General features: G+C 68.4%; 20 protein-coding genes. 18 read left to right on the top strand and 2 right to left on the bottom strand.

What is annotated here, in order from left to right; all coding sequences use genetic code 11:
* Positions 1-4: 4 nt before the first annotated feature.
* Together ABKS89_RS15700 and ABKS89_RS15705 are read left to right on the top strand one after the other, a co-directional pair.
* Positions 5-1,372: a DUF1329 domain-containing protein gene (locus tag ABKS89_RS15700; protein WP_348590057.1), complete on the top strand. Its 1,368-nt coding sequence runs from the start codon at positions 5-7 to the stop codon at positions 1,370-1,372.
* A gap of 160 nt (positions 1,373-1,532) precedes the next feature.
* Positions 1,533-3,950 carry a helix-turn-helix transcriptional regulator gene (locus tag ABKS89_RS15705; RefSeq protein ID WP_348590058.1) on the top strand — a complete coding sequence of 806 codons (2,418 nt, stop codon included), beginning with the start codon at positions 1,533-1,535 and terminating at the stop codon, positions 3,948-3,950.
* On the opposite strand, the gene ABKS89_RS15710 is transcribed toward ABKS89_RS15705, so the two are convergent.
* A complete protein-coding gene (locus ABKS89_RS15710; protein ID WP_348590059.1) occupies positions 3,930-4,844 on the bottom strand; it encodes a LysR family transcriptional regulator in 915 nt (304 codons plus the stop codon). The genes ABKS89_RS15705 and ABKS89_RS15710 overlap by 21 nt on opposite strands.
* A gap of 155 nt (positions 4,845-4,999) precedes the next feature.
* On the opposite strand from ABKS89_RS15710, the gene ABKS89_RS15715 reads away from it, so the two are divergent.
* The 5 genes from ABKS89_RS15715 (at position 5,000) to ABKS89_RS15735 (ending at position 10,522) form a co-directional block, all read left to right on the top strand.
* Positions 5,000-5,827 carry an HTD2 family dehydratase gene (locus tag ABKS89_RS15715; protein ID WP_348590062.1) on the top strand — a complete coding sequence of 276 codons (828 nt, stop codon included), beginning with the start codon at positions 5,000-5,002 and terminating at the stop codon, positions 5,825-5,827.
* A gap of 47 nt (positions 5,828-5,874) precedes the next feature.
* Positions 5,875-7,035 (top strand): acyl-CoA dehydrogenase family protein, encoded by a 1,161-nt coding sequence (locus tag ABKS89_RS15720; RefSeq protein WP_081520377.1) that lies wholly within the window; start codon positions 5,875-5,877, stop codon positions 7,033-7,035.
* Positions 7,036-7,053: 18 nt separating this feature from the next.
* Positions 7,054-8,403: an MmgE/PrpD family protein gene (locus tag ABKS89_RS15725; RefSeq protein ID WP_348590063.1), complete on the top strand. Its 1,350-nt coding sequence runs from the start codon at positions 7,054-7,056 to the stop codon at positions 8,401-8,403.
* A gap of 80 nt (positions 8,404-8,483) precedes the next feature.
* On the top strand, positions 8,484-9,674 hold the full coding sequence (locus ABKS89_RS15730) for a CaiB/BaiF CoA transferase family protein (RefSeq protein ID WP_138215708.1): 1,191 nt from the start codon (positions 8,484-8,486) through the stop codon (positions 9,672-9,674).
* Between the two features lie 14 nt (positions 9,675-9,688).
* Complete coding sequence (locus tag ABKS89_RS15735) at positions 9,689-10,522, top strand: HpcH/HpaI aldolase/citrate lyase family protein (RefSeq protein WP_138215707.1); 834 nt, start codon at positions 9,689-9,691, stop codon at positions 10,520-10,522.
* A gap of 313 nt (positions 10,523-10,835) precedes the next feature.
* On the opposite strand, the gene ABKS89_RS15740 is transcribed toward ABKS89_RS15735, so the two are convergent.
* Positions 10,836-13,556 carry a winged helix-turn-helix domain-containing protein gene (locus ABKS89_RS15740; RefSeq protein WP_348590065.1) on the bottom strand — a complete coding sequence of 907 codons (2,721 nt, stop codon included), beginning with the start codon at positions 13,554-13,556 and terminating at the stop codon, positions 10,836-10,838.
* A 273-nt stretch (positions 13,557-13,829) separates the two neighbouring features.
* Between ABKS89_RS15740 and ABKS89_RS15745 the strand changes: the two genes are divergently transcribed.
* The 11 genes from ABKS89_RS15745 (at position 13,830) to ABKS89_RS15795 (ending at position 26,187) form a co-directional block, all read left to right on the top strand.
* A complete protein-coding gene (locus ABKS89_RS15745) occupies positions 13,830-14,960 on the top strand; it encodes a CaiB/BaiF CoA transferase family protein (RefSeq protein WP_348590066.1) in 1,131 nt (376 codons plus the stop codon).
* A 49-nt stretch (positions 14,961-15,009) separates the two neighbouring features.
* Complete coding sequence (locus tag ABKS89_RS15750; RefSeq protein WP_348590067.1) at positions 15,010-16,698, top strand: GMC family oxidoreductase; 1,689 nt, start codon at positions 15,010-15,012, stop codon at positions 16,696-16,698.
* A 368-nt stretch (positions 16,699-17,066) separates the two neighbouring features.
* Complete coding sequence (locus tag ABKS89_RS15755; protein ID WP_348590068.1) at positions 17,067-18,623, top strand: acyl-CoA synthetase; 1,557 nt, start codon at positions 17,067-17,069, stop codon at positions 18,621-18,623.
* A gap of 35 nt (positions 18,624-18,658) precedes the next feature.
* Positions 18,659-19,843, top strand: coding sequence for a lipid-transfer protein (locus ABKS89_RS15760; RefSeq protein WP_138215702.1), 1,185 nt, complete (start codon positions 18,659-18,661; stop codon positions 19,841-19,843).
* Between the two features lie 16 nt (positions 19,844-19,859).
* Positions 19,860-20,303 (top strand): MaoC family dehydratase N-terminal domain-containing protein, encoded by a 444-nt coding sequence (locus tag ABKS89_RS15765; protein WP_348590069.1) that lies wholly within the window; start codon positions 19,860-19,862, stop codon positions 20,301-20,303.
* A 10-nt stretch (positions 20,304-20,313) separates the two neighbouring features.
* On the top strand, positions 20,314-20,721 hold the full coding sequence (locus tag ABKS89_RS15770) for a MaoC family dehydratase (protein ID WP_081520367.1): 408 nt from the start codon (positions 20,314-20,316) through the stop codon (positions 20,719-20,721).
* A 15-nt stretch (positions 20,722-20,736) separates the two neighbouring features.
* Complete coding sequence (locus ABKS89_RS15775; protein ID WP_138215700.1) at positions 20,737-21,564, top strand: SDR family NAD(P)-dependent oxidoreductase; 828 nt, start codon at positions 20,737-20,739, stop codon at positions 21,562-21,564.
* A gap of 77 nt (positions 21,565-21,641) precedes the next feature.
* Entirely contained in the window at positions 21,642-22,790 is a 1,149-nt protein-coding gene (locus tag ABKS89_RS15780; RefSeq protein ID WP_138215699.1) for an acyl-CoA dehydrogenase family protein, read from the top strand.
* Between the two features lie 67 nt (positions 22,791-22,857).
* Positions 22,858-23,649 (top strand): enoyl-CoA hydratase/isomerase family protein, encoded by a 792-nt coding sequence (locus ABKS89_RS15785; protein WP_138215698.1) that lies wholly within the window; start codon positions 22,858-22,860, stop codon positions 23,647-23,649.
* A gap of 30 nt (positions 23,650-23,679) precedes the next feature.
* A complete protein-coding gene (locus tag ABKS89_RS15790; RefSeq protein ID WP_348590071.1) occupies positions 23,680-25,086 on the top strand; it encodes a coniferyl aldehyde dehydrogenase in 1,407 nt (468 codons plus the stop codon).
* 9 nt (positions 25,087-25,095) lie between these two features.
* Positions 25,096-26,187: a Zn-dependent alcohol dehydrogenase gene (locus ABKS89_RS15795; RefSeq protein ID WP_348590072.1), complete on the top strand. Its 1,092-nt coding sequence runs from the start codon at positions 25,096-25,098 to the stop codon at positions 26,185-26,187.
* Position 26,188 lies beyond the last annotated feature (1 nt).

Here is a 26,188-nt window from a genome sequence, read left to right on the forward strand (position 1 = left end):
GCACATGCAAGCAAAGACAATGATCAAGGGCGCCATCCTCGGCCTCAGCCTCCTGGCCTGCTCGGTGCAAGCCGCCGTGTCCGCACAGGAAGCGGACAAGCTCGGCAGCGCGCTGACTCCCATGGGCGCGCAGAAGGAAGGCAACGCCGACGGCAGCATTCCCGCCTGGACCGGCGGCCTCAAGCCCGGCGCGGCGAAGGTGGATAACGGCTTCCTCGCCGATCCGTTCCCCACTGACAAGCCGCTGTTCGTGATCACCGCGGCCAACGCCGACCAGTACAAGGACAAGCTCACCGCCGGCCAGCTGGCGATGTTCAAGCGCTACCCGGACAGCTACAAGATGCCGGTCTTCACCACCCGCCGTACCGCCGCGAGCCCGCAGGCGGTGTACGACGCAGTGAAGCAGAGCGCGGTGACCACCCAGGAAGCCAACGACGGCAACGGCCTGGCCAACTTCAGCTCGCACTACTACGCCTTCCCGATTCCGCAGAACGGCGTGCAGGTGATCTGGAACCACATGACCCGCTACCGTGGCAGCAACCAGCACCGCGAGACCGTGCAGGCCACGCCGCAGACCAATGGCTCCTACAACACGGTGAGCATGGTCGAGGACATCGCCTACCCGCAGACGCTGACCGGCGGCGCCGACAGCAAGCAGAGCGAGAACGTGCTGTTCTACTACAAGCAGCAGGTGACCGCGCCTTCGCGCCTGGCGGGCAACGTGCTGCTGGTCCACGAGACCATCGACCAGGTCAAGGAACCGCGCCTGGCGTGGATCTACAACGCCGGCCAGCGCCGCGTGCGCCGCGCCCCGCAGGTGGCCTACGACGGCCCGGGCACCGCTGCCGACGGCCTGCGCACTGCCGATGACCTGGACATGTACAACGGCGCGCCGGACCGCTACCAGTGGAAGCTGGTGGGCAAGAAGGAAATGTACGTCCCGTACAACAACTACCGCCTGTGGTCCACGCAGCTCAAGTACGACGACATCCTCAAGGCCGGGCACATCAACCCTGAGCACGCACGCTACGAGTTGCACCGCGTATGGGTGGTGGAAGCCACGCTGAAGCCAGGCGAGCGGCACATCTACGGCACCCGTCGGATGTACGTCGACGAGGACACCTGGGCGATCGTCGCCACCGACCAGTACGACGGCCGCGGCCAGCTCTGGCGCGTGGGCGAGGGCTTCCAGGTGAACGACTACGAGCAGGGCATCTCGGTGTACGCGGTGCAGTCGCTGAACGACCTGATCGCCGGGCGCTACATCGCCATGGGGCTGGTCAACGAGTCCCGCAAGGGCGCTCAGTTCGGCGTCAGTGCCGCGATGAACGACTTCACCCCCGCGGCCCTGCGCAACGCCGGTATCCGCTGATCCGCTCTGCCTGAAACAGCCCGGCGCCGCGACTCTCGTGGCGGCGCCGGGTCAGGGCTAGTCCTGCGGCTAGTCCGAACGACCGATTGTCCCGCCTCGCCCCGCAATGATCTTCTGACACCCCGACGCAGCACGAACTACAACGATAACGGGTGTCGCCATGTCCAGTTTCCCCGCCATTGCCGCCGGTACGCCGGTCGCCCTGCAACTGCCCCGCGAGCCTCTGCTGCACGCCCTGCTGGAATCGCCCCGACGCCTGAACCTGCTGTGCGCCCCGGCCGGCTACGGCAAGAGCGCACTGGCGCGTGCCGTGCTGGAACGCCTGCCGTCGAGCTGCGCCCGCGTCTGGCTCGACTTCGCCGGGCAGCCCCTGGCGTTGAGTGCCTGCTGCGCCCAGATCGCACGCCAGCTGGGCTTGATGGACAGCGACCCGGCCAGCGTGCAACTGGCCCTGCAGTCGCGCCGGCAACCCCTGTGGCTGGTGCTGGACGACTACCCTCAGGCCGCCGACCCGGAGCTCGACGCCTGGCTGCAGCGCCTGCTCGGCCTCGCAGAAGCACCGCTGTATCTGCTGGTGAGCAGCCGCCAGCGGCCGGCCTGGAATCTCTCGCGCCTGCTGCTGGATGAACGCCTCTGTGAACTGGGCACCGCGCGCCTGGCGTTCAGCCGTGACGAATGCGACCTGCTGGCGCTGGCGCAGGGTTACGACGCCGACTGCCGCGAGCGCCTGTGGGCCGCGACGCAGGGCTGGTGCGCCGGCGCGCGACTGGTGCTCAGCGCGCGCGACGGCGTGCACGCGCCGGGGGAGGTGGCTTCCTGGCTGCGGACCTACCTGTCCCAGGAGCTGCTGGGCCGACTCGATGCCGAGACCGGCGCGATGCTCTGTGGCCTTGCCTACCTGCCGCGCTTCAACCGGGAAATCTGCGCCAGCCTGTGGGAAGAGCAGGGCGGCGTCCTGTTCGACCGCCTGCACCAGGGGCAGGGCTTCTTCCTCGCCCTGGATGCCGAGGCCAGCTGCTTCCGCCTGCCGCCGCTGGTGGCCAAGGCATTGCAGTGCCATCTCCAGGGACCGGCGCTGACCCGCCTGCGCCTGCGCGCCTGTGGCGTGCTGGGCCAGGCCGGCTGGCTGGACGAAGCCATCGAGATGGCGCTGGAAGCCGGCCAGCCGGAAGTCGCCGCCGGCTACATGGACCGCCTGGACATGGACTGGCTGTTCAGCGGCCGCCACCTTGGCCTGTTGCTGGAGTGGCGCGAGCGGCTACCGGCGACCTTGCTGGAAAGCACGCCACGACTGATCAGCCTGAACGCCCGCGCGCTGCTGTTCAGCTGGCGCCTGGACGAAGCGCACCACTGCATCGAACGCCTGGGCAACTTCCTGCCGCAGCCCCAGGCTCCACGCAACCGCCGCCTGTTGGCCAACTGGCTGGCGCTGCGCGGTGCGCTGGATGGCATGCACGGTCGCCTCGAACAGGCCCGCGACCACTGCAACGCGGCGCTCGAAGACCTGGAGCCGCGCGACTGGCGTTCGACCCTGCTGTGCCTGACCACCCTGGCGCGGCTGGACATGGCCACCGGCGCGCTGCCGCAGGCCCGGCGCATCCTCCAGGCTGCGCTGGAGCTGGCGCGACGTCAGGGCTGCCTGGCCAGCGAAGTACTGATCGACTTCGACCGCGTGCGCCTGTGCCTGCTGGCCGGCGAACGCGAACAGGCCCGCAGCCTGCTGGACGCTTGCCGCGAACGGCTGCCGGCCAGCGGCGAAGGGCATGAATTGCTGCGCGGACGTCTGGCCTTCCTCGATGGCGAACTGCGGTTGCTGCAGGGCGATGCCATGGCTGCTGCGGCCGCGCTGGAAAGCGGGCTGGGCCTGGCGCGTGCCTGCGCCGATCCCTACATCCTGCATGGCCTGCTGGGCCTTGGCGAAGCGGCCTCGCGCAGCGGTGACGCAGCGTCCGCGCAACGCTACTGCGAGGAAGCCGAACGCCGCATGCATTGCTGGAACGTGCAGCCTGACTGCTACCGGCTGTCGCTGGAGAGCCTCAAGCTGCGCCTGCTGGCGCGCCAGGGACAATGGCTGCGCCTGCACCACGAGGCGACGGTGCTGGACGGGGAACTGGAGCAACGACCCGAGCGGGTCGCGCCGCTGCATACACCGTCACTGCCGCAGCGCGTGCGTTACCTGCTGGCGCTGGCCGAGGCCGGTTGTGGCCGGATCGAGGCTGCTCGGGCCCGTCTGCTGCGGTTGCGCGAAGAGTGCCAGGCCCTCGGCTATCAGGCGTTGGCAGGTGAGACCGAACATGCCTTGAACAGTCTGCGGGTCGAGATCGCCCCGGAGCGCCTGCCCAGCCTGTTGCCGACGTCCAGCGGCGAGACCGAGGACAGCGCCCACGGTCTCACCGCGCGGGAAGTGGCCGTGCTGCGCCTGCTCGCCGAGGGCCTGTCGAACCAGGAGATCGGCAACAGCCTGTTCATCTCGCTCAACACCGTGAAAACCCATGCCAAGAAGATCAACGTCAAGCTCGGCGTGCGCCGGCGCACCCAGGCCATCGTCCGCGCCAAGTCACTGGGGCTGCTGGGTTGAACCGGCCTCCTGCCGGCCGCGCAGCAGGTCCACCAGCGCGCGGGCGCAGGCGGGCAGGGCCTCGCGGTCGCGCAGCAGCACGCTGCGTTCGCGCACCACCCAGGGCTCGTCCAGCGGCAGTATCCGCAGGTTCATGGTGCGGCTGTGGCGGATGGCGGCGGTCTCCGGAATCACGCCGATGCCGACCCCGGCCTCGACCATCCGGCAGATGGCTTCGAAGCTCGCTACCTGGATGCGCAGGTTGAGGTCGCCGCCCGTGCGCTCGACCCGTTCGCGCAGGAAGCTCTGCAGGGTGCTGCCTTCATGCAGGGCGATGTGCGGATAGTCCAGGGTGTCGGCCAGGGTCAGGCGGGGCAGGGCGCACAACGGGTGGTCGGGCGCTACCGCGAGCACCAGCCGGTCGGTGCTGAAGTGGACGATCTGCAGCCCTTCGGCACGCACCGGGCCGGCGACTATGCCCAGGTCCGCCGAGCCGTCGAGGATGGCGCGGACGATATCGCGGTTCAGCCGCTCCTGCAGGTCGACGCTGACGCCGGGGCGCTCGGCGAGGAAGTCCGCCAGCAGCTCGGGGAGGAATTCGGTGACCGCCGTGGTGTTGGCGAAGATGCGGATGTGCCCGACCTGGTCGCCGGCCTGGCCGCTGAAATCGCTTTTCAGGTGGTCCACCTGGCGCAGGATCAGCCGCGCGTGCTGCAACAGGCGCTGGCCCGCCGGGGTCAGCTCGACGCCACGGTTGTCCCGGTAGAGCAGGCGGCAGTCGAGCTGGCCTTCCAGCGCCTTGATCCGCGCGCTGGCGGCGGCCGCCGAAAGATGGGCGCGGCGCGCGCCCTGGGTCAGGCTGGGGGCTTCGGCGATGTGCGCGAAAAGCCGCAGGTCGGCGAGGTCGAAATGCATGGGGCGGTTCTCCGCGAAGCGACAAACAGCAGCGCTAGGCTTGAAGTGTGGAAATGGCGTTAGGCTTTGCCTAACGCTGGATTATGAAAATGTGGATTCGACGAACGCAAGCCCTGTTGCATGCTCCGTTCATCAAACCTGCCTAGAGGTCCGCAATGAGCGATTCACCCTACGCCGACTGGATCGGCCGCTCCCAGGAGCGCGAGGAAGAACTGAGTACGCTGCTGGTCCGCCGTCTGGCGGTGACCCTGGCCGAAGACGCCCCGGCCGCCGGCGAGGCGCTGCCGCCGCTGTGGCACTGGATGTTCTTCCAGGATGAAGTGACTGAGCCGGGCCTCGGCGCCGACGGCCACCCGGCGCGCGGCGGCTTCCTGCCTCCGGCCGATGGGCGCAACCGCATGTGGGCTGGCGGCCGCCTGGAATTCCACGAGCCGCTGCGTGTCGGCGGCGTGGCGAAGCGCACGACCACCATCCTGAATGTCGAGGAAAAGCAAGGCCGCACCGGCTCGCTGCTGTTCGTCACCCTGCGCCACGAGTTCACCCAGGACGGCCGTCTGGCGTTCAGCGAGGAGCAGGACATCGTCTACCGCGAGCCCACTCCGCCCAAGCTCACCAGCGGCGATGCAGTGCCCGCCGGCGACTGGAGCGAGGCCGTGGTGCCGTCGCCGATCCTGCTGTTCCGCTACTCCGCGCTGACCTTCAACGGCCACCGCATCCATTACGACTGGCCCTACGTCACCGAGGTCGAGGGCTACCCCGGCCTGGTGGTGCACGGCCCGCTGATAGGCACTCTGAACCTGCGCGCGTTCTGCCGCGCCAACCCCCAGGCACGCCTGCGCCGCTATGCCTACCGTGGCTTGCGCCCGCTGATCAGCCCCGAACCGTTCGAAGTCGGCGGCCGCCTGAACGGCCCCGGCAAGGCCGAAGTCTGGGCCGGCAACGGCGCCGGCATCGCCCAGCGCGGCGAAGTGGAATTCGACTGACCGCACCGCTTCCGGTGCCTCCAACAAGAAAGACATGAGGTGTTTCGATGACGTCCACCCCCGAAGAACTCCAGGCCATCCGTGACGGCGTGCGCGCCCTGTGCGCGGAGTTCCCTGCCGAGTACTGGCGCAAGATCGACGAAGAGAAAGGCTTCCCCGAGGACTTCGTCCGCGCCATGACCGAAGCCGGCTGGCTCTCGGCGATGATCCCGGAAGAGTACGGCGGTTCCGGCCTGGGCCTGGCCGAAGCCTCGGTGATCCTCGAGGAGGTGAACCACTGCGGCGGTAACTCCGGCACCATCCACGGGCAGATGTACAACATGTTCACCCTGCTGCGTAACGGCAGCGCCGAGCAGAAGGCCTACTACCTGCCCAAGCTCGCCAGCGGCGAACTGCGCCTGCAGTCCATGGGCGTCACCGAGCCCACCACCGGTACCGACACCACCAAGATCAAGACCACCGCCGTGCGCCAGGGCGACAAGTACGTGATCAACGGCCAGAAGGTGTGGATCTCGCGCATCCAGCACTCCGACCTGATGATCCTGCTGGCCCGCACCACGCCGCTGGCCGAGGTGAAGAAGAAGTCCGAAGGCATGTCGATCTTCCTCGTCGACCTGCGCGAGGCCATCGGCAACGGCCTGACCGTGCAGCCGATTGCCAACATGGTCAACCACGAGACCAACGAGCTGTTCTTCGACAACCTGGAGCTGCCGGCCAGCAGCCTGATCGGCGAGGAAGGCAAGGGCTTCAAGTACATCCTCGACGGCCTCAACGCCGAGCGCACGCTGATCGCCGCCGAGTGCATCGGCGACGGCCGCTGGTTCACCGAGAAGTCCGCGCAGTACGCCCGTGACCGCGTGGTGTTCGGCCGCCCGATCGGGCAGAACCAGGGCGTGCAGTTCCCCATCGCCGAGGCGCATATCGAGATCGAGGCCGCCGACCTGATGCGCTGGCGCGCCTGCCAGGAGTACGACAGCGGCAAGAACGCCGGCGCCGCCGCCAACATGGCCAAGTACCTGGCGGCCAAGGCCAGCTGGGAAGCGGCCAACGCCTGCCTGCAGACCCACGGCGGCTTCGGCTTCGCCAACGAATACGACGTCGAGCGCAAGTTCCGCGAGACCCGTCTGTACCAGGTGGCGCCGATCTCCACCAACCTGATCCTGTCGTACGTGGCCGAGCACCTGCTCGAACTGCCGCGCTCCTTCTAAGCCGGGACGAGAAGAACAATGAACAATACCCACGCCCTTGCCGAGTTCCTTGCCGGCCTGCGCTACGAAGACCTGCCCACGTCCGTGGTCGAGTACACCGAGGAACTGTTCCTCGACTGGCTCGGCTCGGCCTTGGCCAGCCAGAACCGCCACCCGATCCCGCTGTTCCAGCGCTACGCCCAGCGCATGGGCCCGGCCAGCGGCAAGAGCCGCGTGCTGGTGGACGGCACCTCGACCTCCGCGTATTTCGCCGCGCTGGTCAACGGCGCCAGCTCGCACCTGGTGGAGCAGGACGACCTGCACAACAGCTCCGTGCTGCACCCGGCCACCGTGGTCTTCCCGGCGGCCCTGGCGGCGGCGCAGGAGCTGGGCAAGTCCGGCCGCGAGCTGATCCTCGCCAGCGTCGCCGGCTATGAAGCCGGCATCCGCATCGGCGAGTTCCTCGGCCGCTCGCACTACCGCATCTTCCACACCACCGCCACGGTCGGCACCCTGGCCGCCGCAGTGGCCGTGGGCAAATTGCTGGGGCTGGACAGCCGGCAGTTCGTCAACTGCCTGGGCAGCGCCGGCACCCAGGCCGCGGGGCTCTGGGAGTTCCTCCGCGACGCCGCCGACTCCAAGCAGCTGCACACTGCGAAAGCCGCCGCTGACGGCCTGCTCGCCGCCTACCTGACGGCCGACGGCCTGACCGGCGCGCAGAATATCCTCGAAGGCGAGCAGGGCATGGCTGCCGGCATGTCCAGCGACGCCGACCCGAGCCGTCTGGTGGACGGCCTGGGTACCCGCTGGGCGCTCTGCGAGACCTCCTACAAGTTCCACGCTTCCTGCCGCCACACCCATCCTGCCGCCGATGCGCTGCTGGGCCTGATGCAGCGCGAAGGGCTCAGCCATGGCGACATCGCCAAGGTCACCACCCGCGTGCACCAGGGTGCGATCGATGTGCTCGGCCGCGTAGTCGTGCCGCAGACCGTGCACCAGGCGAAGTTCTCCATGGGCACCGTACTCGGCCTGATCGCCGTACACGGCAAGGCCGGTCTGGTGGAGTTCGAGGAATTCTCCCTGAGCGATGCCCAGGTCTCGGACTTCCGCGAGAAGGTCAGCATGCAGCTCGACCCTGAAGTGGACGGCGCCTACCCGCGGCGCTGGCTGGGCCGCGTCGACGTGCTGACCACCGACGGCCGCCAGCTGCACGGCGCCATCGATGAGCCCAAGGGCGACCCGGGCAACGGCCTGAGCCGCGCCGAACTGGAGGACAAGTTCCGCCGCCTGCTGGCCTTCGCCGGCCAGCGCAGCCAGGCCGAGGCGGATCGTCTGGTGCAGGCCAGCTGGGCTCTGCACCAGTTGCCAAGCCTCGACGTCTTCCACTGAGTCTGCTGCGGGCGGCTGGATGGCCGCCCGGTACTACTGACTATGCGCGTCGGCCAGCCGGCCGGCGTCTGGAGTTGCCCATGAGTTCGCGTCCCCTCGACGGCATCACCGTCGTCAGCCTGGAACACGCCATCGCCGCGCCGTTCTGCACCCGTCAGCTGGCCGACCTTGGCGCCCGTGTGATCAAGGTCGAGCGCCCCGGCGTCGGCGACTTCGCCCGTGGCTATGACGAGCGCGTGCGCGGCCTGGCCTCGCACTTCGTCTGGACCAACCGTTCCAAGGAAAGCCTGTCCCTGGACCTCAAGCAGGAACCGGCGCAGGCAGTGCTGGAGCAACTGCTGGAAACCGCCGACGTTCTGGTGCAGAACCTCGCGCCGGGCGCCGCCGCGCGTCTTGGCCTGTCCTTCGACGCGCTGCATGAACGCTTCCCGCGGCTGATCGTCTGTGACATCTCCGGCTACGGCGAAGGCGGCCCCTACGAGCAGAAGAAGGCCTATGACCTGCTGATCCAGAGCGAGAGCGGCTTCCTCTCGGTAACCGGCGGACCGGGCGCCGACGAGATGGCCAAGGCCGGTTGCTCGATTGCCGACATTTCCGCCGGCATGTACGCCTACAGTGGCATCCTCTCCGCGCTGCTGCTGCGCGGCCGCACGGGGGAGGGCAGCCGCGTCGAGGTGTCGATGCTCGAGGGTATGGCCGAGTGGATGGGCTTCCCCATGTACTACGCCTTCGACGGCCAGTCGCAGCCGCCGCGCGCCGGCGCTGCCCACGCCACCATCTATCCCTACGGGCCGTTCCCCACCGGTGACGGCGGCAGCGTCATGCTCGGCGTGCAGAACGAGCGTGAATGGAAGCTGTTCTGCGAAGTGGTCCTGCAGCGTCCGGAGCTGGCGGTCGATCCGCGTTTCACCGCGACCAGTCTGCGAGTGGCCAACCGCGACGCCCTGCGTGGGCTGATCGTCGAAGCCTTCGCCAGCCTTGGCGCCGAGCAGGTGGTCGAGCGTCTGGAGCAGGCGCAGATCGCCAACGCCCACGTCAACGACATGCGTGGTCTGTGGCAGCACCCGCAGCTGGCCGCCCGCGATCGCTGGCGTGAGATCGACAGCCCGGCCGGCCGCCTGCCGGCGCTTTTGCCGCCGGTGAACAGCAATGCCTACGCGCCGCGCATGGATGGCGTGCCAGCTTTAGGTCAGCAGACCGATGACGTATTGAAGGAACTGGGTTATACCCCCGGTGATATCCAGCGCCTGCACGAGCAGGGCGCGGTATGACCCAGGAGAACCCAATGATTCAGCAAAGCCCGGCGGATTCCATCGTACGAACCGCGCTGTTCGTCCCCGGCAGCCGCCCGGAGCGTTTCGCCAAGGCCCTGGCCAGCGGCGCCGACGCGGTGATCGTCGACTTCGAGGACGCCGTCGAGACGTCGCTCAAGGCCCAGGCTCGCGACAATCTGGAAGCCTTCCTCGGCGCCAACCCGGAGGCCCGCGTGCGGGTGCGGGTGAATGCCGCTGGCGATCCGGAACAGGCCGCCGATCTTGAACTTTGCCGGCGCCTGCCGGGCGTCATCGGCATCCTGTTGCCCAAGGCCGAGCGCGCCATGCAGGTGCGGATCGCCGCGTCCTGCGGCAAGCCGGTGTGGCCGCTGATCGAGAGCGCCCGCGGCCTGCTCGCACTCGGCGAAATCGCTGCCTGCGAGGGCGTGGAACGCCTGACCTTCGGTGGCCTCGACCTGGCGCTGGATATCGGCATGAGCAGCGGCACCCCGGCTGCCGCGGTGGTCTACGACCAGGTGCGCCTGAGCCTGCTGCTGCATTCGCGGGTGAACGACCTGCAACCGCCGCTGGATACCGTGTTCCCCGCGTTCGACGACGCCGAAGGCTTCGCCGCGACCATCCGCCATGGCCGCGACCTCGGCTTGCTGGGTGCGCTGTGCATTCATCCCAAGCAGGTGGGCGTTGCCCATGCGGCGCTGGCCCCGAGCTCGGACGAGCTGGACTGGGCGCGGCGGGTGGTGGCTGCGGCCGAGAGCGGCGCGGCGGCCTTCCAGGTCGACGGGCAGATGGTCGATGCCCCGGTGCTGGGCCGCGCCCGGCGGTTGCTGGCCAGCGCTGGCGACTGACGGCTCTACTGCTTGCTCGCGAACGCCACATAACGCCGGCGCATCCGGTGCTGTGCGATCGCGAGCAAGCCCGCACCTACACTCGGGGCCAACTTGTAGGAGCGGGCCATGCCCGCGATCGCGCGCATGGCCCGCTCCTACAGGTCAGCTCCGCGCTTGCGCTTCCCCCTCACCCCAGCCCTCTCCCTGAGGGAGAGGGCTAGTACGTAGGGCGCCTAACCCGGAACGGGTTATCCGCCGATTGCCTCGCGGCGGATAACGCTAACGCGTTATGCGCCCTACGATCTGACCCGCAGCAGTGCGCCATGCACGCTCAATCCAGCAAGCCCCGCGCCCGAGCAATCGCCACGGCCTCGGTGCGCCCCTGGGCGCCGAGCTTGGCGTTGATGTTGCGCAGGTGCGACTTCACGGTGAACTCGGAGAGGAACATCTTCTCGGCGATCACCTTGTTCCGGTGGCCGGCCGCCAGCAGGCGGATCACCTGGATCTCGCGGGTGGTCAGGCCTTCGCCGGCGGCGCCAGGCGCCTGGCCGTTGCTCGGCGTCTCGCCGTGGCCGACGAAGCGCTGTAGCAGCGTGGTGAGGAAGCGCGGCTCGATGCCCAGCGCCCGCGACTGTGCCTGGTGCGGCACCGCCCAGCGTTGCAGCAGGCTGCCCAGGCGCGGGCCCTCGTCGAGGAAGGTGCGCATGAAGCCTTCATGGCTGGCGAAGCGCAGGGCCTCGCTGAGTGCCTCGAAGGACTCCTCGGTGCGCTCCAGGGCACTGAGCGCCAGGGCATGCAGCAGGCGCAGCTTGAGTTCGCGGCGATGGTGCTGGCGGATGTTGGCCTCGGCCATGGCTTCGCGCAGCTCGCGCTCGGTGTCCTCGCAGTCGCCCTGGGCGATGCGCAGGCGGAAGCGGGCGATGCTCGGGGTATCGACGTCGTTGCCATGCAGCAGGATGCCCGGCCGCTCCCAGTCGCCATGCAGTTCGGCATAGCGCAGGGCCTGGCGGGCCGATTCCAGGCGATTCTCCAGGGTCGCCGCGCGGGCACGCTCCAGCCAGGCCGAGCAGATCACCCGCGCCGAACCGGACTGCTGGCCGATCTGCTCCAGGTCCGCCAGCAGGCGTAGCCAGGCGTCGCGGTCGCCCTTGAGCAGGGCCACGCGGGCCAGCAGCACATGGCAGGAAATCAGTGAATCCGGCGGGCTGCTTTCCTTGGCGTGGGGCAGCACTTCGCCCAGCAGCTGTTCCACCTCGTCCAGCGCGTCGGTTTCGTAGAGCGCAATGGACAACGTGATCTCCAGCGACGGCCGCCCGGCGAGAATCTTCTCCGCGCCGCCCGCGGTCTGCGTCGGGAAGGCCGCCTGCAGGCGCGCCACGGCATTGCCCAAACGCCCCTGAATCATGTCCAGCGCGCCCTCCAGGCAACTGGCGACGCTGCCCATGGACTGGGTGCGGCTCTGCGAGCAACGCAGGATCGCCCGCGACAGCAGGCGTCGGGCCTCTTCGTAACGGCCGGTGGAAACCAGGCTGTAGCCCAGGCAGTTGGCGATCACGCCGTACTGGAACTGCTCGTCATCGGGGATGCGCTGGATATGCGCCAGGCCCGCCTCGCAGCAAGCCTCCACCTGGTCGGCGAGGGCGAACAGCAGGCAGCGGATGGTTTCCGCTTCCAGCGCCAGCGGTTGCTCGCCGTCCTCGGTGGCACCACGGATCAGCGCGATGCTGGCCAAGGCGTCGGTGTAGCGGCGGTGCAGGGCGAGGGTCCAGGAGTAGCCCAGGCAGAGGTTCGGGTAGCGTTGCAGGGTCTGCGGCGGAATCTGGTCCAGCCAACGCAGCAGCAGGCGCGAACGGCCGACGTCCATGAATTCGCCGACATGCCGGGTCAGGTGCAGGGCGGCCTCGTCGCGGGCTCCGGCCTGCAGCAGGTGGTCGATGGCTGGCACCGGGCGCTGCTCGGCTAGGTACCACTGGGCCGCCAGCTGGTGCAGCCGCGCGGCATGGCCGGGGTAGTAGCGCTGCAGGGCGTCGCGCAGGTAGCTGGCGAACAGGCTGTGGTAGCGGAACCACTGGTGCTCGCTGTCCAGCGGGAACAGGAACAGGTTGGCGCGTTCCAGGTAGGCGAGCATTTCCTGGCCGTCCTGCCCGCCGGTGACGGCATTGCACAGCGGCACGCTGAGCTGGTCGAGCACGCTGGTGAGCAGGAGGAACTGCCGGCAGGCCTCGCTCTGCCGCGCGAGGATGTCCTCGGTCAGGTACTCGGCCAGTTCCAGGTTGCTGCCGGAGAAGCTGGAGACGAAGGCCGCGTGGTCGTTGCGCCCCTGCAGCGACAGGCTGGCGAGGTAGATGGCGGTGATCCAGCCCTCGGTGCAGCGGTAGAGCGTGGCGATCTCGGCGTCGCGCAGCGGTAGTTCGCGCTTGTCGCGGATGAAGCGGGTCGCCTCTTCGAGGGAGAAGCGCAGCGCACCGGGGTTGAACTCCAGCAACTGGCCACGGGCGCGGATGCGCCCCAGGCCGATGTCCGGGGTCGAGCGCGAGGCCAGCACCAGAACGCCGCAAGGCGGCAGGGTGTCGATCAGCTGCTGGACGAAGTTGAGCACCGCCGGGTTGTGGATCGCCTCGAACTCGTCCAGCAGCAGGGCGAAGGGGCGGGTGCGGTCGGAGAGTTCTTCCAGCAGCGTCTGCATCTGCTGGGACAGGCCCTGTAGCTCGCCGGTCGGCGTGGCGTCGAGTTGGCGCAGGCCGTTGCCGAAGTGCGCGACGAAACGTTGCAGGTCGTTGTCCGCAGCATCCAGGTTGAGCCAGAGCACCTGGCGCTCCTGGGCCAGGCAGCGCTCGCGGTACTGCTGCAGGAGGGTCGTCTTGCCGAAGCCGGCGGCGGCGCGGATCAGGATCAGCCGCGCGCTGGACTGTTCCATCTGCTCCAGCAGGTGCAGGCGCGGCAGGTGGCTGGCGGAGATGGACGGGGTGGCGAACTTGCTCGACAGGATACGCGGTGGCGCGGTGGCCCCGGAGACAGAGCTTGCCGAGGTGGCAGGAAACTGGGCAGACATGGCGACTCCGCTGGCCGGTCGTGTGGCTGCGCTGGGCGCGCCGCCGGCTCGATTGTTTTTCTATGTCGCGGCATCTTGCCACGGCCGGCGGCGGGATCGCAGTCGTCCATTCGAACTACTCGACAGTTTGAGGCACGCCAGAGCCCCGAAATGCGGCCCGAGCGGACTAGTCCGTGTTTCGTCCGTTCGATCCATTGTTGCCCGCTGGCCCGTCGCTAGGCTGGGGAGCCGCCGGATACCCCGGCGCTTGCACAGCCAGACAGGAGCGATGCGATGGCGGGCCCGCTGACGGGATTGAAGGTAATCGAGATGGTCGGCCTGGGGCCGGCGCCGTTCTGCGCCATGCTGCTGGCCGACATGGGCGCCGAAGTGATCCGCGTGCAACGCCCCGGCCAGGCGCTGGGCGAGCGGGCGCGCTTCGACGTACTCGGTCGCGGCCGCCGCGCCGTCGCCCTGGACCTGCGCCAGAGCGAAGGGGTGGAAACCCTGCTGCAACTGGTGGAGGGCGCCGACGCGCTGATCGAAGGCTTCCGCCCTGGCGTGATGGAGCGCCTGGGTCTGGGGCCGGAGCAATGCCTGCAGCGCAACCCGAAGCTGGTGTTCGGCCGCATGACCGGTTGGGGCCAGAGCGGCCCGCTGGCCCAGGCCGCCGGCCACGACATCAACTACATCGCCCTGGCCGGCGCGCTGCACGCCATCGGCCGGCCCGGCGAGAAGCCGGTGGTGCCGCACAACTACATCGGCGACTTCGGCGGTGGCGGCATGCTGCTGGGCTTCGGCGTGCTCTGCGCGCTGCTGGAAGCGCAGCGCTCCGGCAAGGGGCAAGTCGTCGACGCCGCCATGACCGATGGCACCGCGCTGCTCTCGGCAATGATGTACGGCTTCCGCGCGGGCGGCCGCTTGAGCGACGAGCGCGGCGCCAACCTGCTCGACGGCGGCGCGCACTTCTACGACACCTACGCCTGCGCCGACGGCCGCTTCATCGCCCTGGGCGCCATCGAACCGCAGTTCTACGCCGAGCTGCTGCAGCGCTGCGGCATCGACGACCCGCAGTTCCAGCAGCAGATGGTCCCGCGTCAGTGGCCGCAGCTCAAGGCCAAGCTCACCGCGCTGTTCCTCCAGCGATCCCGCGCCCAGTGGTGCGACCTGCTCGAAGGCAGCGACGCCTGCTTCGCCCCGGTGCTGGACTGGGCCGAGGCCGCCGAGCACCCGCACAACCGCGAACGCGGCACCTACCTCGAACTCGGCGGCGTGCTCCAGCCGGCGCCGGCGCCGCGCTTCAGCCGCACACCCGCCGCAACACCGACGCAGGCCGCGGGTGAACCGCAGAGCGAGGCGGTGCTGCGCGACTGGGGACTGAGTGACGAACGCATCGCCGACCTGCAGCAGGCCGGCGTCATCTGAACCCCGCAGCGGCGGGGGCCACAAGCACAACAACAAGAAAGGTGAACCGATGGAACGCTTGTACGAATACATAGTGGTAGGCGCCGGCTCGGCCGGTTGCGCAGTGGCCGGGCGGCTGGCCGATGCCGGCTGCAGCGTGGCGCTGCTGGAAACCGGTGGCCACGACCACACCGGCAAGATCACGGTGCCGGTGGGCCTGGTGCTGACCATCCCGCGCAAGGGCGACTACAACTACGCCTATGAAAGCGCCGCGCAGCCCAGCCTGGCGGGGCGCGCCAGCTACCTGCCGCGCGGTCGCGGGCTGGGCGGCAGCTCCTCGATCAACGGCATGCTCTACCTGCGCGGGACGCCTTCGGACTATGACGGCTGGGCCGCTGCCGGCTGCGAAGGCTGGAGCTGGAACGAGGTGCTGCCGTACTTCAAGCGCGCCGAGAACAACGAGCGCGCCGCCGGCAAGGACGACGCGCTGCACGGTGGCAGCGGCCCGCTGCACGTCACCGATCCGCGCTCGCCGTGCTCCTGGGCGCGCCATTTCATCGAGGCGGCGGCCAGCGTCGGTCACGCCTACAACCACGACTTCAACGGACCGCAACAGGAAGGCGTGGGGTATTTCCAGGTCACCCAGTTCAACGGCGAACGCTGGAACGCCGCACGCGCCTACCTGCACCGTGGCAATGCCGACGATGCGACGTACAACGGCGGCCGCGATAACCTGCAGGTGCTGACCGGCAGCCGGGCGCTGCGCATCCTGTTCCAGGGCAAGCGCGCCACCGGCGTACTGGTGGAGCGTGACGGCCAGGAAGTGGCGCTGCATGCCTCGCGGGAAGTGATCGTCTGTGCCGGCAGCCTGGTGTCGCCGCAACTGCTGATGGTTTCCGGCATCGGTCCGGCCGCGCACCTGCGGCAACTGGGTATCGCGCCGCTGCACGACGCGCCCGAAGTCGGGCAGAACCTGCAGGAGCATCCGGACCTGATCCTGCACAAGCGCATCTTCAGCACCGACCTGTTCGGCGTGACCGTGCGCGGCGCGCTGAGCTACCTGGGGCAATGGCGCAAGTACAAGCGCGAGCGCGGCGGCCTGTTCACCCGTACCTTCACCGAGGCCGGGGCCTTCCTCAAGACCGATCCGACGCTGGCCGATCCGGACATCCAGCTGCATTTCGTGATGTCCTCGGGCGACAACCACGGGCGCACCTTCCACTACGGCAGCGGCTATTCGATCCACGTCTGCGTACTGCGCCCGCACAGCCGCGGGCAGATTCGCCTGCACAGCGCCGACATGCGCGTCGACCCGCTGATCGAGCTGAACCTGCTCAAGGACGAACGCGACATGGCGACCATGCTCAAGGGCGTGAAACTGGTGCATGAAATCCTCGAGCGGCCGGTGCTCACGCGGTTCGGCGGCAAGCCGCTGTTCCATGGCCACCTGAAGTTCGACGGCAGCGACGACGAAGCGGTGAAACAGATGATCCGCGAGCACTGCGACAACGTTTACCACCCGGTGGGCAGTTGCCGGATGGGCGGCGACGAGCAGTCGGTGGTTGACCCGCAGCTGCGCGTGCGCGGCGTCCAGGGCCTGCGCGTGGCGGACGCCTCGGTGATCCCGCTGCAGGTGGGCGGCAACACCAACGCGCCGACCATCATGATCGGCGAGAAGTGTGCCGACCTGTTGCTGGCCGAGCGCAACGACGCCCAGCCAGGCCGCGCCGCATCGCTGGGTGAACTGCAGCCCAGCTGATACGCAGGTTGTACGGGGGAGGGCCAGGCGGCTTCGGGCGCCTGGCCCTTTTTTTGTGCGCGGCTCCCTCGTAGAGCGGATAACGCCAGCGGCGTTATCCGCCAGCGCGGCGGATAACCCGTTCCGGGTTATGCGCCCTACGTGCCTGCCTCCGGCTCGCTATTCCCCTGTAGGAGCGGGCCATGCCCGCGATCGCGCGCATGGCGCGCTCCTACACCCAGCGCCATGCCACCCGGAGAGCGCGGAGCGATCTAGTCCCTTCGAACCACCCGCCAAACCACCGCAGCTTCATCCCTTCGACCGACGCCGCGGGCAACGCCCCTCCCTAGTATCGGACTCACAAGAACAACATCGATTGGAGACCTGCCATGTACCTGACCCAAGGCCTGCAACGCATGCTGCAGCAGGACCCGGACCACGTCGCGACCATCTTCCGCGGCCGCACGCGGACCTTCCGCGAGCAGGGCGAGCGCGTCTCGCGCCTGGCCGCGGCCCTGCAATCGCTGGGCATGCGCAACGGCGACCGGGTCGGCATGCTGGCCCTGAACTCGGACCGCTACCTGGAATACATGCTGGCCACCTGGTGGAGCGGCGGCGTATTGAACCCGGTGAACATCCGCTGGAGCGTGCCGGAGATCGTCTATTCGCTGGACGACTGCCAGACCGAAATCCTGCTGATCGACGATCACTTCCTGCATCTGGCCGAAGGCATCCGCGCCGGCGCCAGGAGCGCCCCGGTGCTGATCCACGTCGGTGACGGCGCGGCGCCCGAGGGCATGCATTCCTTCGAGGGCCTGATCGCCAGCCACGAGCCCATCGAAGACGCCCTTCGTGGCGGCAACGACCTCGCCTCGATCATGTACACCGGCGGCACCACCGGCCTGCCCAAGGGCGTGATGCAGTCGCACCTGAACCTCTGGTCCTCCGCCGTGGCGCGGATGGCCGAGTTCCCCGCCGAGGACGACTCGCGCACCCTGCACGCCGCGCCGATGTTCCACACCGCCGCCATGGCGCGCTGCCTGAGCCAGGTGATCGGTGGCTACGTCAACGTGTTCATCCCGATGTTCGATCCGCTGGAAGTGCTGCAGACCATCGAGCGCGAGCGCATCAACGAGATGCTGCTGGTGCCGACCATGCTGCAGGCGGTGATCAACCATCCGGACTTCGAGCGCCACGACCTGTCCTGCCTCAAGCGCATGGCCTACGGCGCCTCGCCGATCTCCCTGCCGGTGCTGGAACAGGCGCTGGCCAAGTTCCCCGGCATCGCCTTCATGCAGGCCTACGGCATGACCGAGACCTCGCCGGTGATCTCGGTGAGCCCGGACTGGACCCACCAGGCCGAGGGCATCGCCAGCGGCCTGGTACGCAGCGCCGGGCGCGGCGGCTTCGGCGGCCTGGTGAAGATCGTCGACGAGGAGGGCAACGAAGTCCCCCGTGGCGTGGTGGGCGAGATCATCGTCTGCGGCCCGAACGTGATGCTCGGCTACTGGAATCGCCCGGAAGAGACCGCCAAGACCCTGCGCAATGGCTGGCTGCACACCGGCGACGGCGCCTACATGGACGAGCGCGGCTTCCTGTTCATCGTCGACCGCCTCAAGGACATGATCGTCACCGGCGGCGAGAACGTGTACTCCGCCGAGGTCGAGAACGTGGTGGCCCGCCACCCGTCCGTGCAGAGCTGCGCGGTGATCGGCATTCCCCACGAGCGCTGGGGCGAAGCGGTGCACGCCGTGGTGGTGCTGCACGCCGGCAGCGACGTCTGCTCCGATGACATCCGCGCCCACTGCGCCCAGCACATCGCCGGCTACAAGTGCCCGAAATCCGTCGAGTTCGTTGCCGCGCTGCCGCTCTCGGCGGCCGGCAAGGTGCTCAAGCGCGACCTCCGCGCTCCCTACTGGAAAGACCAGAACCGCGCCGTCAACTGACGGCGCGCGACACGCCCATCCCCAAGGAGAAACACATGAGCAATAAAGTAGTGGTGGCCGGGGTCGGCATGATCCCCTTTACCAAGCCGGGCCAGAGCGACGAGTACCACATCATGGGTGCCAATGCGGCCAAGGCCGCGCTGGCCGACGCCGGCATCGACTATGCGCTGGTGCAGCAGGCCTACGTGGGTTACGTCTACGGCGACTCCACCTGCGGCCAGGCCGCGGTCTACGGCGTCGGCCTGACCGGCATTCCGGTGGTCAACGTCAACAACAACTGCGCCACCGGCTCCACCGCGCTGTTCCTGGCGCGCCAGGCCGTGGAGAGCGGCGCGGTTGAATGCGCCATCGCCCTGGGCTTCGAGCAGATGGTCCCCGGCGCGCTGAAGGGCGCCTACACCGACCGCACCGGCCCGATGGACCGCTTCGCCAAGACCATGACCCAGGTGCAGGGCTTCGACGAGGCCGCGCCGCGTGCCGCGCAGTTCTTCGGCGGTGCCGGGCGCGCCTACATGAAGGAATACGGCATCAGCCGCGAAGTCTTCGCCCGCATCCGCGTCAAGGCCAGCCAGCACGCCGCGCGCAACCCGCTGGCGGTGTTCCGCAACGTGGTCAGCGTCGATGAAGTCATGGCTTCGCCGATGATCTTCGACCCGCTGACCCGTCTGCAATGCTGCCCGCCGACGTGCGGCGCGGCCGCCGCCATCGTCTGCACCGAGGCCTTCGCCAGGAAGCATGGCCTGCGCACCGACGTGGTAATCGCCGCCCAGGCCATGACCACCGACCGCAACAGCACCTTCGACGAAGGCGACATGCGCAAGGTCGTCGGCTACGACATGACCCGCAACGCCGCCAACATCGTGTACGAGAAAGCCGGCGTCGGCCCGCAGGACATCCAGGTGGTGGAACTGCACGACTGCTTCACCGCCAACGAACTGATCACCTACGAAGGGCTGATGCTGACCCCCGAAGGCACCGCCGAGAAATTCATCCTCGACGGCGACAACACCTACGGTGGCCGCATCGTCACCAACCCCTCCGGCGGCCTGCTCTCCAAGGGCCACCCGCTGGGCGCCACCGGTCTGGCCCAGTGCTTCGAGCTGACCCGCCAGCTGCGCGGCACCGCCGACGCCACCCAGGTGGACGGTGCGCGCTTCGCCCTGCAGCACAACCTGGGCCTGGGCGGCGCCTGCGTCGTCACCCTGTTCCAGCGCCAGTAACCGGGGAGCCGCGAGCATGATCGACAAGAGCCATATCGGCGCGCTGGTCTCCAGCCACACGCAAATGGTCGAGGCGGGGCGCCTGCGCTTCTTCACCAAGGCCACCGGCCAGGCGGATGCGCGCTACAGCGACGAAACCGCCGCCCGCGACGCCGGCTACCCCGGCCTGCCGGTGCCGCCGACCTTCCTCTTCTGCCTGGACATGGAAGCCGGCGGCTCGGGTTCGGTGCTCAAGCGCCTGAACATCGACCTCGGCCGCATCCTCCACGCCGAGCAGGGCTTCACCTACCACCGCATGGCCTTCGCCGGCGAGCGCCTGTCCTTCGAGACGAAGATCGTCGACATCTACGACAAGAAGGGCGGCGCCCTGGAGTTCGTGGTGCGCGAAACCCGCGTCAGCAATGCAGCCGGCGAGCTGGTGGCGGAACTGCGCAACAGCCTCGTCGTACGCAACGGATAAGGAGCCGAACGTGAACCTGAATGCAATCGCCGTCGGCGACGAACTGCCGAGCTTCACCACCGATCCGGTGAACCGCACCACCCTGGCGCTGTACTGCGGCGCCTCGGGGGACCACAACCCGATCCACGTCGACATCGACTTCGCGAAGAAGGCCGGCATGCCCGACGTGTTCGCCCACGGGATGCTGTCCATGGCCTACCTCGGCCGGCTGCTGACCAACTGGGTGGCGCAGGAGCGCCTGCGCAGCTACTCGGTGCGCTTCGCCGCGATCACCCAGCTGGGCGACGCCATCACCTGCTCCGGCCGCGTGCTGGAGAAGGACGAGGCCGCCGGCACCCTGCGCCTGGAAATCACCACCCGCAACCAGGCGGGTGAAATCAAACTGTCCGGCGAAGCCGTCGTGGCCCTGGACGCCTGAAACAGGAGAACAACAATGAACAACAAACTCGCAGGCCAGGTCGCCATCGTTTCCGGTTCCGGCCGTGGCATCGGTCGTGAAATCGCCCTCAAGCTGCATCGCGACGGCGCCGCCGTGGTGGTCAACGACCTCGACGCCGCCCCGGCCGAGGAAGTGGTCGCGCAGATCGTCGCCGAAGGCGGCCGCGCCGTTGCCTGCGTCGGCAGCGTGACTGAAAAGGACTTCGGCGAGCGCTTCGTGAAGACCGCCCTGGAGTCCTTCGGCGGCCTCGACATCATCGTCAACAACGCCGGCTACACCTGGGACAACGTGATCCAGAAGATGACCGACCAGCAGTGGGACGACATCATGGAAGTCCACGTCTCCGCGCCGTTCCGCATCCTGCGCGCCGCTTCCGGGCACTTCCGCGAAGCCGCCAAGAAGGAAGCCGAGGAGGGCCGCGAGGTGTTCCGCAAGGTGGTCAACATCTCCTCCGTTTCCGGCGTGATGGGCAACCCCGGCCAGGCCAACTACTCGGCCGCCAAGTCCGCGATCAACGGCTTGACCAAGGCCCTGGCCAAGGAGTGGGGCCGCTACAAGGTCTGCGTCAACAGCGTCGCCTTCGGCCTGATCGAGACCCGCCTGACCTCCGCCGCAGCGGGCGAGGGCGCCACCATCAACGTCGGCGGCCGCGAGCTGAAGGTCGGCATCAGCGAGCAGATGGCGAAGAACGTTGCCGCGATGATCCCCATGGGCCGCGCCGGCACCCCGGAAGAGGCCGCCGGTAGCGTCTACCTGTTCTGCATCCCCGAGTCGAACTACGTCTCCGGCCAGGTGCTGGTTGTCGGCGGCGGTCGCCCCTGACCGTCCCTTTGCCGGCCGCCTCGTGCGGCCGGCCTTCTTATCCGAATCGTTCCCGAATCGCTTGCCGAGGAGCCGCCATGAGCGCCACTCAATCGCCGTGGATCACCGACGACCTGGTGATCTTCCAGGACTCCATCCGCCGCTTCATCGCCAACGAACTGGTGCCCCATGAAGAGCGCTGGTGGAAACAGCAGTACATCGACCGCGACATGTGGCTGAAGGCCGGCGAGTTCGGCATGCTGCTGCCGAGCATCCCCGAACAGTACGGCGGCGGTGGCGGCACCTTCGCCCACGACGCCATCGTCACCCTGGAACAGAGCCGGGCTATGTGCTCCAGCCTGGGCACCAACGTGCACAGCGGCATCGTCGCGCACTACCTGCTGCGCTACGCCAGCGAGGAGCAGAAGCTCGACTGGCTGCCGAAGATGGCCCGTGGCGAGATGGTGGGCGCCATCGCCATGTCCGAGCCGGGCGCCGGCTCCGACCTGCAGGCGATCAAGACCCGCGCCGTGCGTGACGGCGACGAGTACGTGATCAACGGCTCGAAGACCTTCATCACCAACGGCTACCACGCCGACATCATCCTCGTGGTGGCCAAGACCGACCCGGAGAAGGGCGCCAAGGGCACCTCGATCATTGTCGTGGAAACCAAGGACCTGGCCGGCTTCCGCCGTGGCCGCATCCTCGAGAAGATCGGCCAGAAGGGCCAGGACACCACCGAGCTGTTCTTCGACGACGTGCGCGTGCCGGCCAGCAACCTGCTGGGTCCGGAGGAGGGCAAGGGCTTCATCCAGCTGATGCAGCAGCTGCCCCAGGAGCGCATGATCATCGCCCTCGGCGCGCTGGCCACCATGGAGCGCGCGGTGGCCGAGACGGTGGAATACGTGCGCAACCGCAAGGTGTTCGGCCAGACCCTGCTGGACCTGCAGAACACCCGCTTCAAGCTCGCTGAGTGCCAGAGCACCGCCGTCATTGCCCGTGCCTTCGTCGACGACTGCATGGTCAAGGTGCTCAAGGGCGAGCTGTCCGGCGAGACCGCGGCCATCGCCAAGTGGTGGAGCAGCGAGCAGAACTGCAAGGTGATCGACGAGTGCCTGCAGCTGCACGGCGGCTACGGCTACATGCTCGAGTACCCCATCGCGCGGATGTACGCCAACGCCCGGGTGGGCCGCATCTTCGGCGGCTCCAACGAAATCATGAAGGAAATCATCGCCCGCACCCTGTGATGCGGGTGGGCCGGGCCGCCGCGTGCGGGCCGGCCATTCCCGCCGGGATGCCTGCCGCGAGGTACGCATGTCGAGCATCGAACTCTGTATCGAAGACGGATTGGCGCGCCTGACGCTGGCCAGCCCGGAACGCAAGAACGCGCTGTCCACGGCGATGGTCGCCGAGCTGATCGACGCGCTCACCGGGCTGCGCCGCAACCCCGAAGTGCGCGCGCTGTTGCTGTCCGGTGCTGGCGGGGCTTTCTGCTCCGGCGGCGACGTCAGCAGCATGGGCGGCACGCCCGAAGCCGGCGCGGTCCGCATGCGCATGGCGGAAACCAATCGCCTGCTCGCCGCCCTGGCCGATTTCGACCGCCCGGTGGTCGCGCTGGTGGACGGCGTTGCCTACGGGGCCGGCTTCAGCCTGGCGCTGGCCGCCGACTTCGTCATCGCCAGCGAGCGCGCGCGCTTCTGCATGGCCTTCGCCCGCATCGGCCTGGTGCCGGACCTGGCCGCCTCCTGGCTGCTGCCGCGCCTGGTGGGCATGCAGCGCGCCCGCGAGATCATCTATTCCGCCCGCGAGATCGGCGCCGCCGAAGCCGTGCAGCTGGGCATCGCCCTGGAACGGCACGACGGCGGGCGCGCCATTGAACGCGCCGAGGAACTGGCTCGCGCACTGGCGCAGATGTCGCCCCCGGCCTTCGCCATGAGCAAGCGCCTGCTGGCCCGCAGTTTCGAGAACGACCTGGCCACCCAGCTCGATGCCGAAGCTGCCGCCCAGGCCGTGGCGCTCACGTCCGGCTACGTGAAGGAAGCCTCCGCGCGCTTCCTGCGCAAGGAAGCCCCGCAATACCAGTGGCCGTCGCGCCGCGACGACTGACCGACAACAACAACGAGGCACAGACCCGCCATGACCCAGACCAGCCCCGGCACCGCCATCCGCGCCGTGCTCGACCGCCAGCGCGCCGCGCACCTGTCCAGTGAACCGATGAGCGCCGAGCGGCGCATCGAGCTGATCGACCGCGCCATCGGCCTGCTGGTCGATCACCAGCAGGAAATCGTCGAAGCGGTGCGCGCCGATTTCGGCCAACGCAGCGACGACTTCTCCCGCGTGGTGGAAGTGCTCTCGCCACTGATGAGCCTGAAGCAGACCAAGGCCCAGCTGCTCGGCTGGATGCAGCCCGAGCCGCGCCACTGCGAGCGCGGCGAAGCCTGGGTGGAGTACCAGCCGCTGGGCGTGGTGGGCATCGTCACGCCGTGGAACTTCCCGGTGAACATGGTCTTCAGCGGCCTCGCCGGCGTGCTGGCCGCCGGCAATCGCGCGATCATCAAGCCCTCGGAGTTCACCCCGCACAGCTCGGCACTGATAGCCCGGATGATCGCATCGGTATTCGCCGAGGACGAAGTCGCGGTGATCACCGGCGGGCCGGAGGTCGGCCAGGCGTTCTGCGCCCAGCCCTTCGACCACCTGCTGTTCACCGGCGCCACCAGCATCGGCCGCCAGGTAATGCGCGCCGCCGCCGAGAACCTGGTGCCGGTGACCCTGGAGCTGGGCGGCAAGTCGCCGACCATCATTTCCCGCTCCGCCGACTTCCAGGCTGCGGTGCAGAAGATCATCGCCGGCAAGCTGCACAACGCCGGGCAGATCTGCCTGGCGCCGGACTATGTTTTCGTTCCCGAGGAGTCGCTGGACGACTTCATCGCCAGCGCCCGCGAAGTGATCGCGCGCTTCTACCCGAGCCTGCTCGACAACCCCGACTACACCTCGGTGATCAACGTCCGCCACCAGCAGCGCCTGCAGGGCTACCTGGACGAAGCGCGCGCCGCAGGCGTGGAGCTGATCGAGCTGAACCCGGCCGGCGAGGACTTCGCCGCGCAAACCGGGCACAAACTGGCGCCGACCCTGCTGTGCAACCCCGGCGACGAGCTGAAGGTGATGCAGGACGAGATCTTCGGCCCGCTGCTGCCGATCAAGCCCTACAAGACCATCGACGAGGTGATCGGCTACATCAACGCCCACCCGCGTCCGCTGGGCCTGTACTACTTCGGCGTCGATGCCGACGAGCAGGCGCAGGTGCTGCGCCGCACCACTTCCGGCGGGGTGACCATCAACGACGTGATCAAGCATGTGGGCGTCGAGAGCCTGCCATTTGGCGGCGTCGGACCTTCCGGCATGGGCTCGTACCACGGCCGCGACGGCTTCCGCGCCTTCAGCCACGCCAAGGCGGTGTTCAAGCCGGCCGATGGCCCGGACCTGATGCGCCCGCCTTACGTCGAGCCGCTGCGCCAGGCCGTCGCCGCGATGATCACCCGCTGAGGAGTTGCCATGAAAGCCGCCGTACTGCGCCAACCGGGCACGCCGCTGACCATCGAGGAAGTGGCCATCGGCAAGCCGGGCCCGCGCGAGGTGCTGATCCGCACCCGCGCCGTGGGCCTGTGCCACTCCGACCTGCATTTCATCGAGGGTGCCTACCCCTGGCCGATGCCGGTAATCCTCGGCCACGAGGCCGCAGGCGTCGTCGAACAGGTGGGTTCCGAGGTGCGCTCGGTGAAACCGGGCGACCACGTCGTCACCTGTCTCTCGGCCTTCTGCGGGCACTGCCCGCACTGCGTTTCCGGGCACCTGTCGCTGTGCGTGTCGCCGGAAACCAAGCGCGGCAAGCACGATGAACCACGCCTGAGCGAAGTCACCAGCCTCAAGCCGGTGAACCAGTTCATGAACCTCTCGGCCTTCGCCGAACAGATGCTGGTGCACGAGAACGCCTGCGTCGCTATCCGCCGCGATATGCCGCTGGACCGTGCCGCCGTGCTCGGTTGCGCGGTGATCACCGGGACCGGCGCGGTGTTCAACACCGCCCAGGTACGACCGGGCGAGACCGTGGCGGTGATCGGCTGCGGCGGCATCGGCCTGTCCACCCTCAACGGCGCGGCGCTGGCCGGGGCAGGGCGGATCATCGCCATCGACCGGCTCGACTCGAAGCTGGAGCTGGCGAAGACCTTCGGCGCCACCGACGTGATCAACGCCGCCGACGGCGACGCCGTGCAGCAGGTGCTGGAACTGACCCGTGGCGGCGTGCAGCACGCCTTCGAGTGCATCGGCCTGAAGCAGACCGCCGAACAGGCCTTCGCCATGCTCGCGCGCGGCGGCAGCGCCACCGTCATCGGCATGATCAAACCGGGCGTGAAGCTGGAGCTGAGCGGCCTGGACTTCCTCGCCGAGCGGCGCATCCAGGGCTCGTTCATGGGCTCCAACCGCTTCCCGGTGGACCTGCCACGGCTGGTGGACTTCTACCTGCAGGGCCGACTGAAGCTGGACGAGCTGATTTCCCAGCGCATCGGCCTGGACCAGATCAACCAGGGCTTCGACGAGCTTCGCCGGGGCGAACTGGCGCGCTCGGTCATCGTCTTCGATCAGTGAA

The organism is Pseudomonas sp. LABIM340 (assembly GCF_040017195.2).
Taxonomy (GTDB): Bacteria; Pseudomonadota; Gammaproteobacteria; order Pseudomonadales; family Pseudomonadaceae; genus Pseudomonas.

What these genes read in the sequence shown, in the direction of transcription:
- ABKS89_RS15700 (WP_348590057.1), top strand. Translation starts at nt 5, where the DNA reads ATGCAAGCAAAGACAATGATCAAGGGCGCCATCCTCGGCCTCAGCCTC.
- ABKS89_RS15705 (WP_348590058.1), top strand. Translation starts at nt 1,533, where the DNA reads ATGTCCAGTTTCCCCGCCATTGCCGCCGGTACGCCGGTCGCCCTGCAA.
- ABKS89_RS15710 (WP_348590059.1), bottom strand. Translation starts at nt 4,844, where the DNA reads ATGCATTTCGACCTCGCCGACCTGCGGCTTTTCGCGCACATCGCCGAA.
- ABKS89_RS15715 (WP_348590062.1), top strand. Translation starts at nt 5,000, where the DNA reads ATGAGCGATTCACCCTACGCCGACTGGATCGGCCGCTCCCAGGAGCGC.
- ABKS89_RS15720 (WP_081520377.1), top strand. Translation starts at nt 5,875, where the DNA reads ATGACGTCCACCCCCGAAGAACTCCAGGCCATCCGTGACGGCGTGCGC.
- ABKS89_RS15725 (WP_348590063.1), top strand. Translation starts at nt 7,054, where the DNA reads ATGAACAATACCCACGCCCTTGCCGAGTTCCTTGCCGGCCTGCGCTAC.
- ABKS89_RS15730 (WP_138215708.1), top strand. Translation starts at nt 8,484, where the DNA reads ATGAGTTCGCGTCCCCTCGACGGCATCACCGTCGTCAGCCTGGAACAC.
- ABKS89_RS15735 (WP_138215707.1), top strand. Translation starts at nt 9,689, where the DNA reads ATGATTCAGCAAAGCCCGGCGGATTCCATCGTACGAACCGCGCTGTTC.
- ABKS89_RS15740 (WP_348590065.1), bottom strand. Translation starts at nt 13,556, where the DNA reads ATGTCTGCCCAGTTTCCTGCCACCTCGGCAAGCTCTGTCTCCGGGGCC.
- ABKS89_RS15745 (WP_348590066.1), top strand. Translation starts at nt 13,830, where the DNA reads ATGGCGGGCCCGCTGACGGGATTGAAGGTAATCGAGATGGTCGGCCTG.
- ABKS89_RS15750 (WP_348590067.1), top strand. Translation starts at nt 15,010, where the DNA reads ATGGAACGCTTGTACGAATACATAGTGGTAGGCGCCGGCTCGGCCGGT.
- ABKS89_RS15755 (WP_348590068.1), top strand. Translation starts at nt 17,067, where the DNA reads ATGTACCTGACCCAAGGCCTGCAACGCATGCTGCAGCAGGACCCGGAC.
- ABKS89_RS15760 (WP_138215702.1), top strand. Translation starts at nt 18,659, where the DNA reads ATGAGCAATAAAGTAGTGGTGGCCGGGGTCGGCATGATCCCCTTTACC.
- ABKS89_RS15765 (WP_348590069.1), top strand. Translation starts at nt 19,860, where the DNA reads ATGATCGACAAGAGCCATATCGGCGCGCTGGTCTCCAGCCACACGCAA.
- ABKS89_RS15775 (WP_138215700.1), top strand. Translation starts at nt 20,737, where the DNA reads ATGAACAACAAACTCGCAGGCCAGGTCGCCATCGTTTCCGGTTCCGGC.
- ABKS89_RS15780 (WP_138215699.1), top strand. Translation starts at nt 21,642, where the DNA reads ATGAGCGCCACTCAATCGCCGTGGATCACCGACGACCTGGTGATCTTC.
- ABKS89_RS15785 (WP_138215698.1), top strand. Translation starts at nt 22,858, where the DNA reads ATGTCGAGCATCGAACTCTGTATCGAAGACGGATTGGCGCGCCTGACG.
- ABKS89_RS15790 (WP_348590071.1), top strand. Translation starts at nt 23,680, where the DNA reads ATGACCCAGACCAGCCCCGGCACCGCCATCCGCGCCGTGCTCGACCGC.
- ABKS89_RS15795 (WP_348590072.1), top strand. Translation starts at nt 25,096, where the DNA reads ATGAAAGCCGCCGTACTGCGCCAACCGGGCACGCCGCTGACCATCGAG.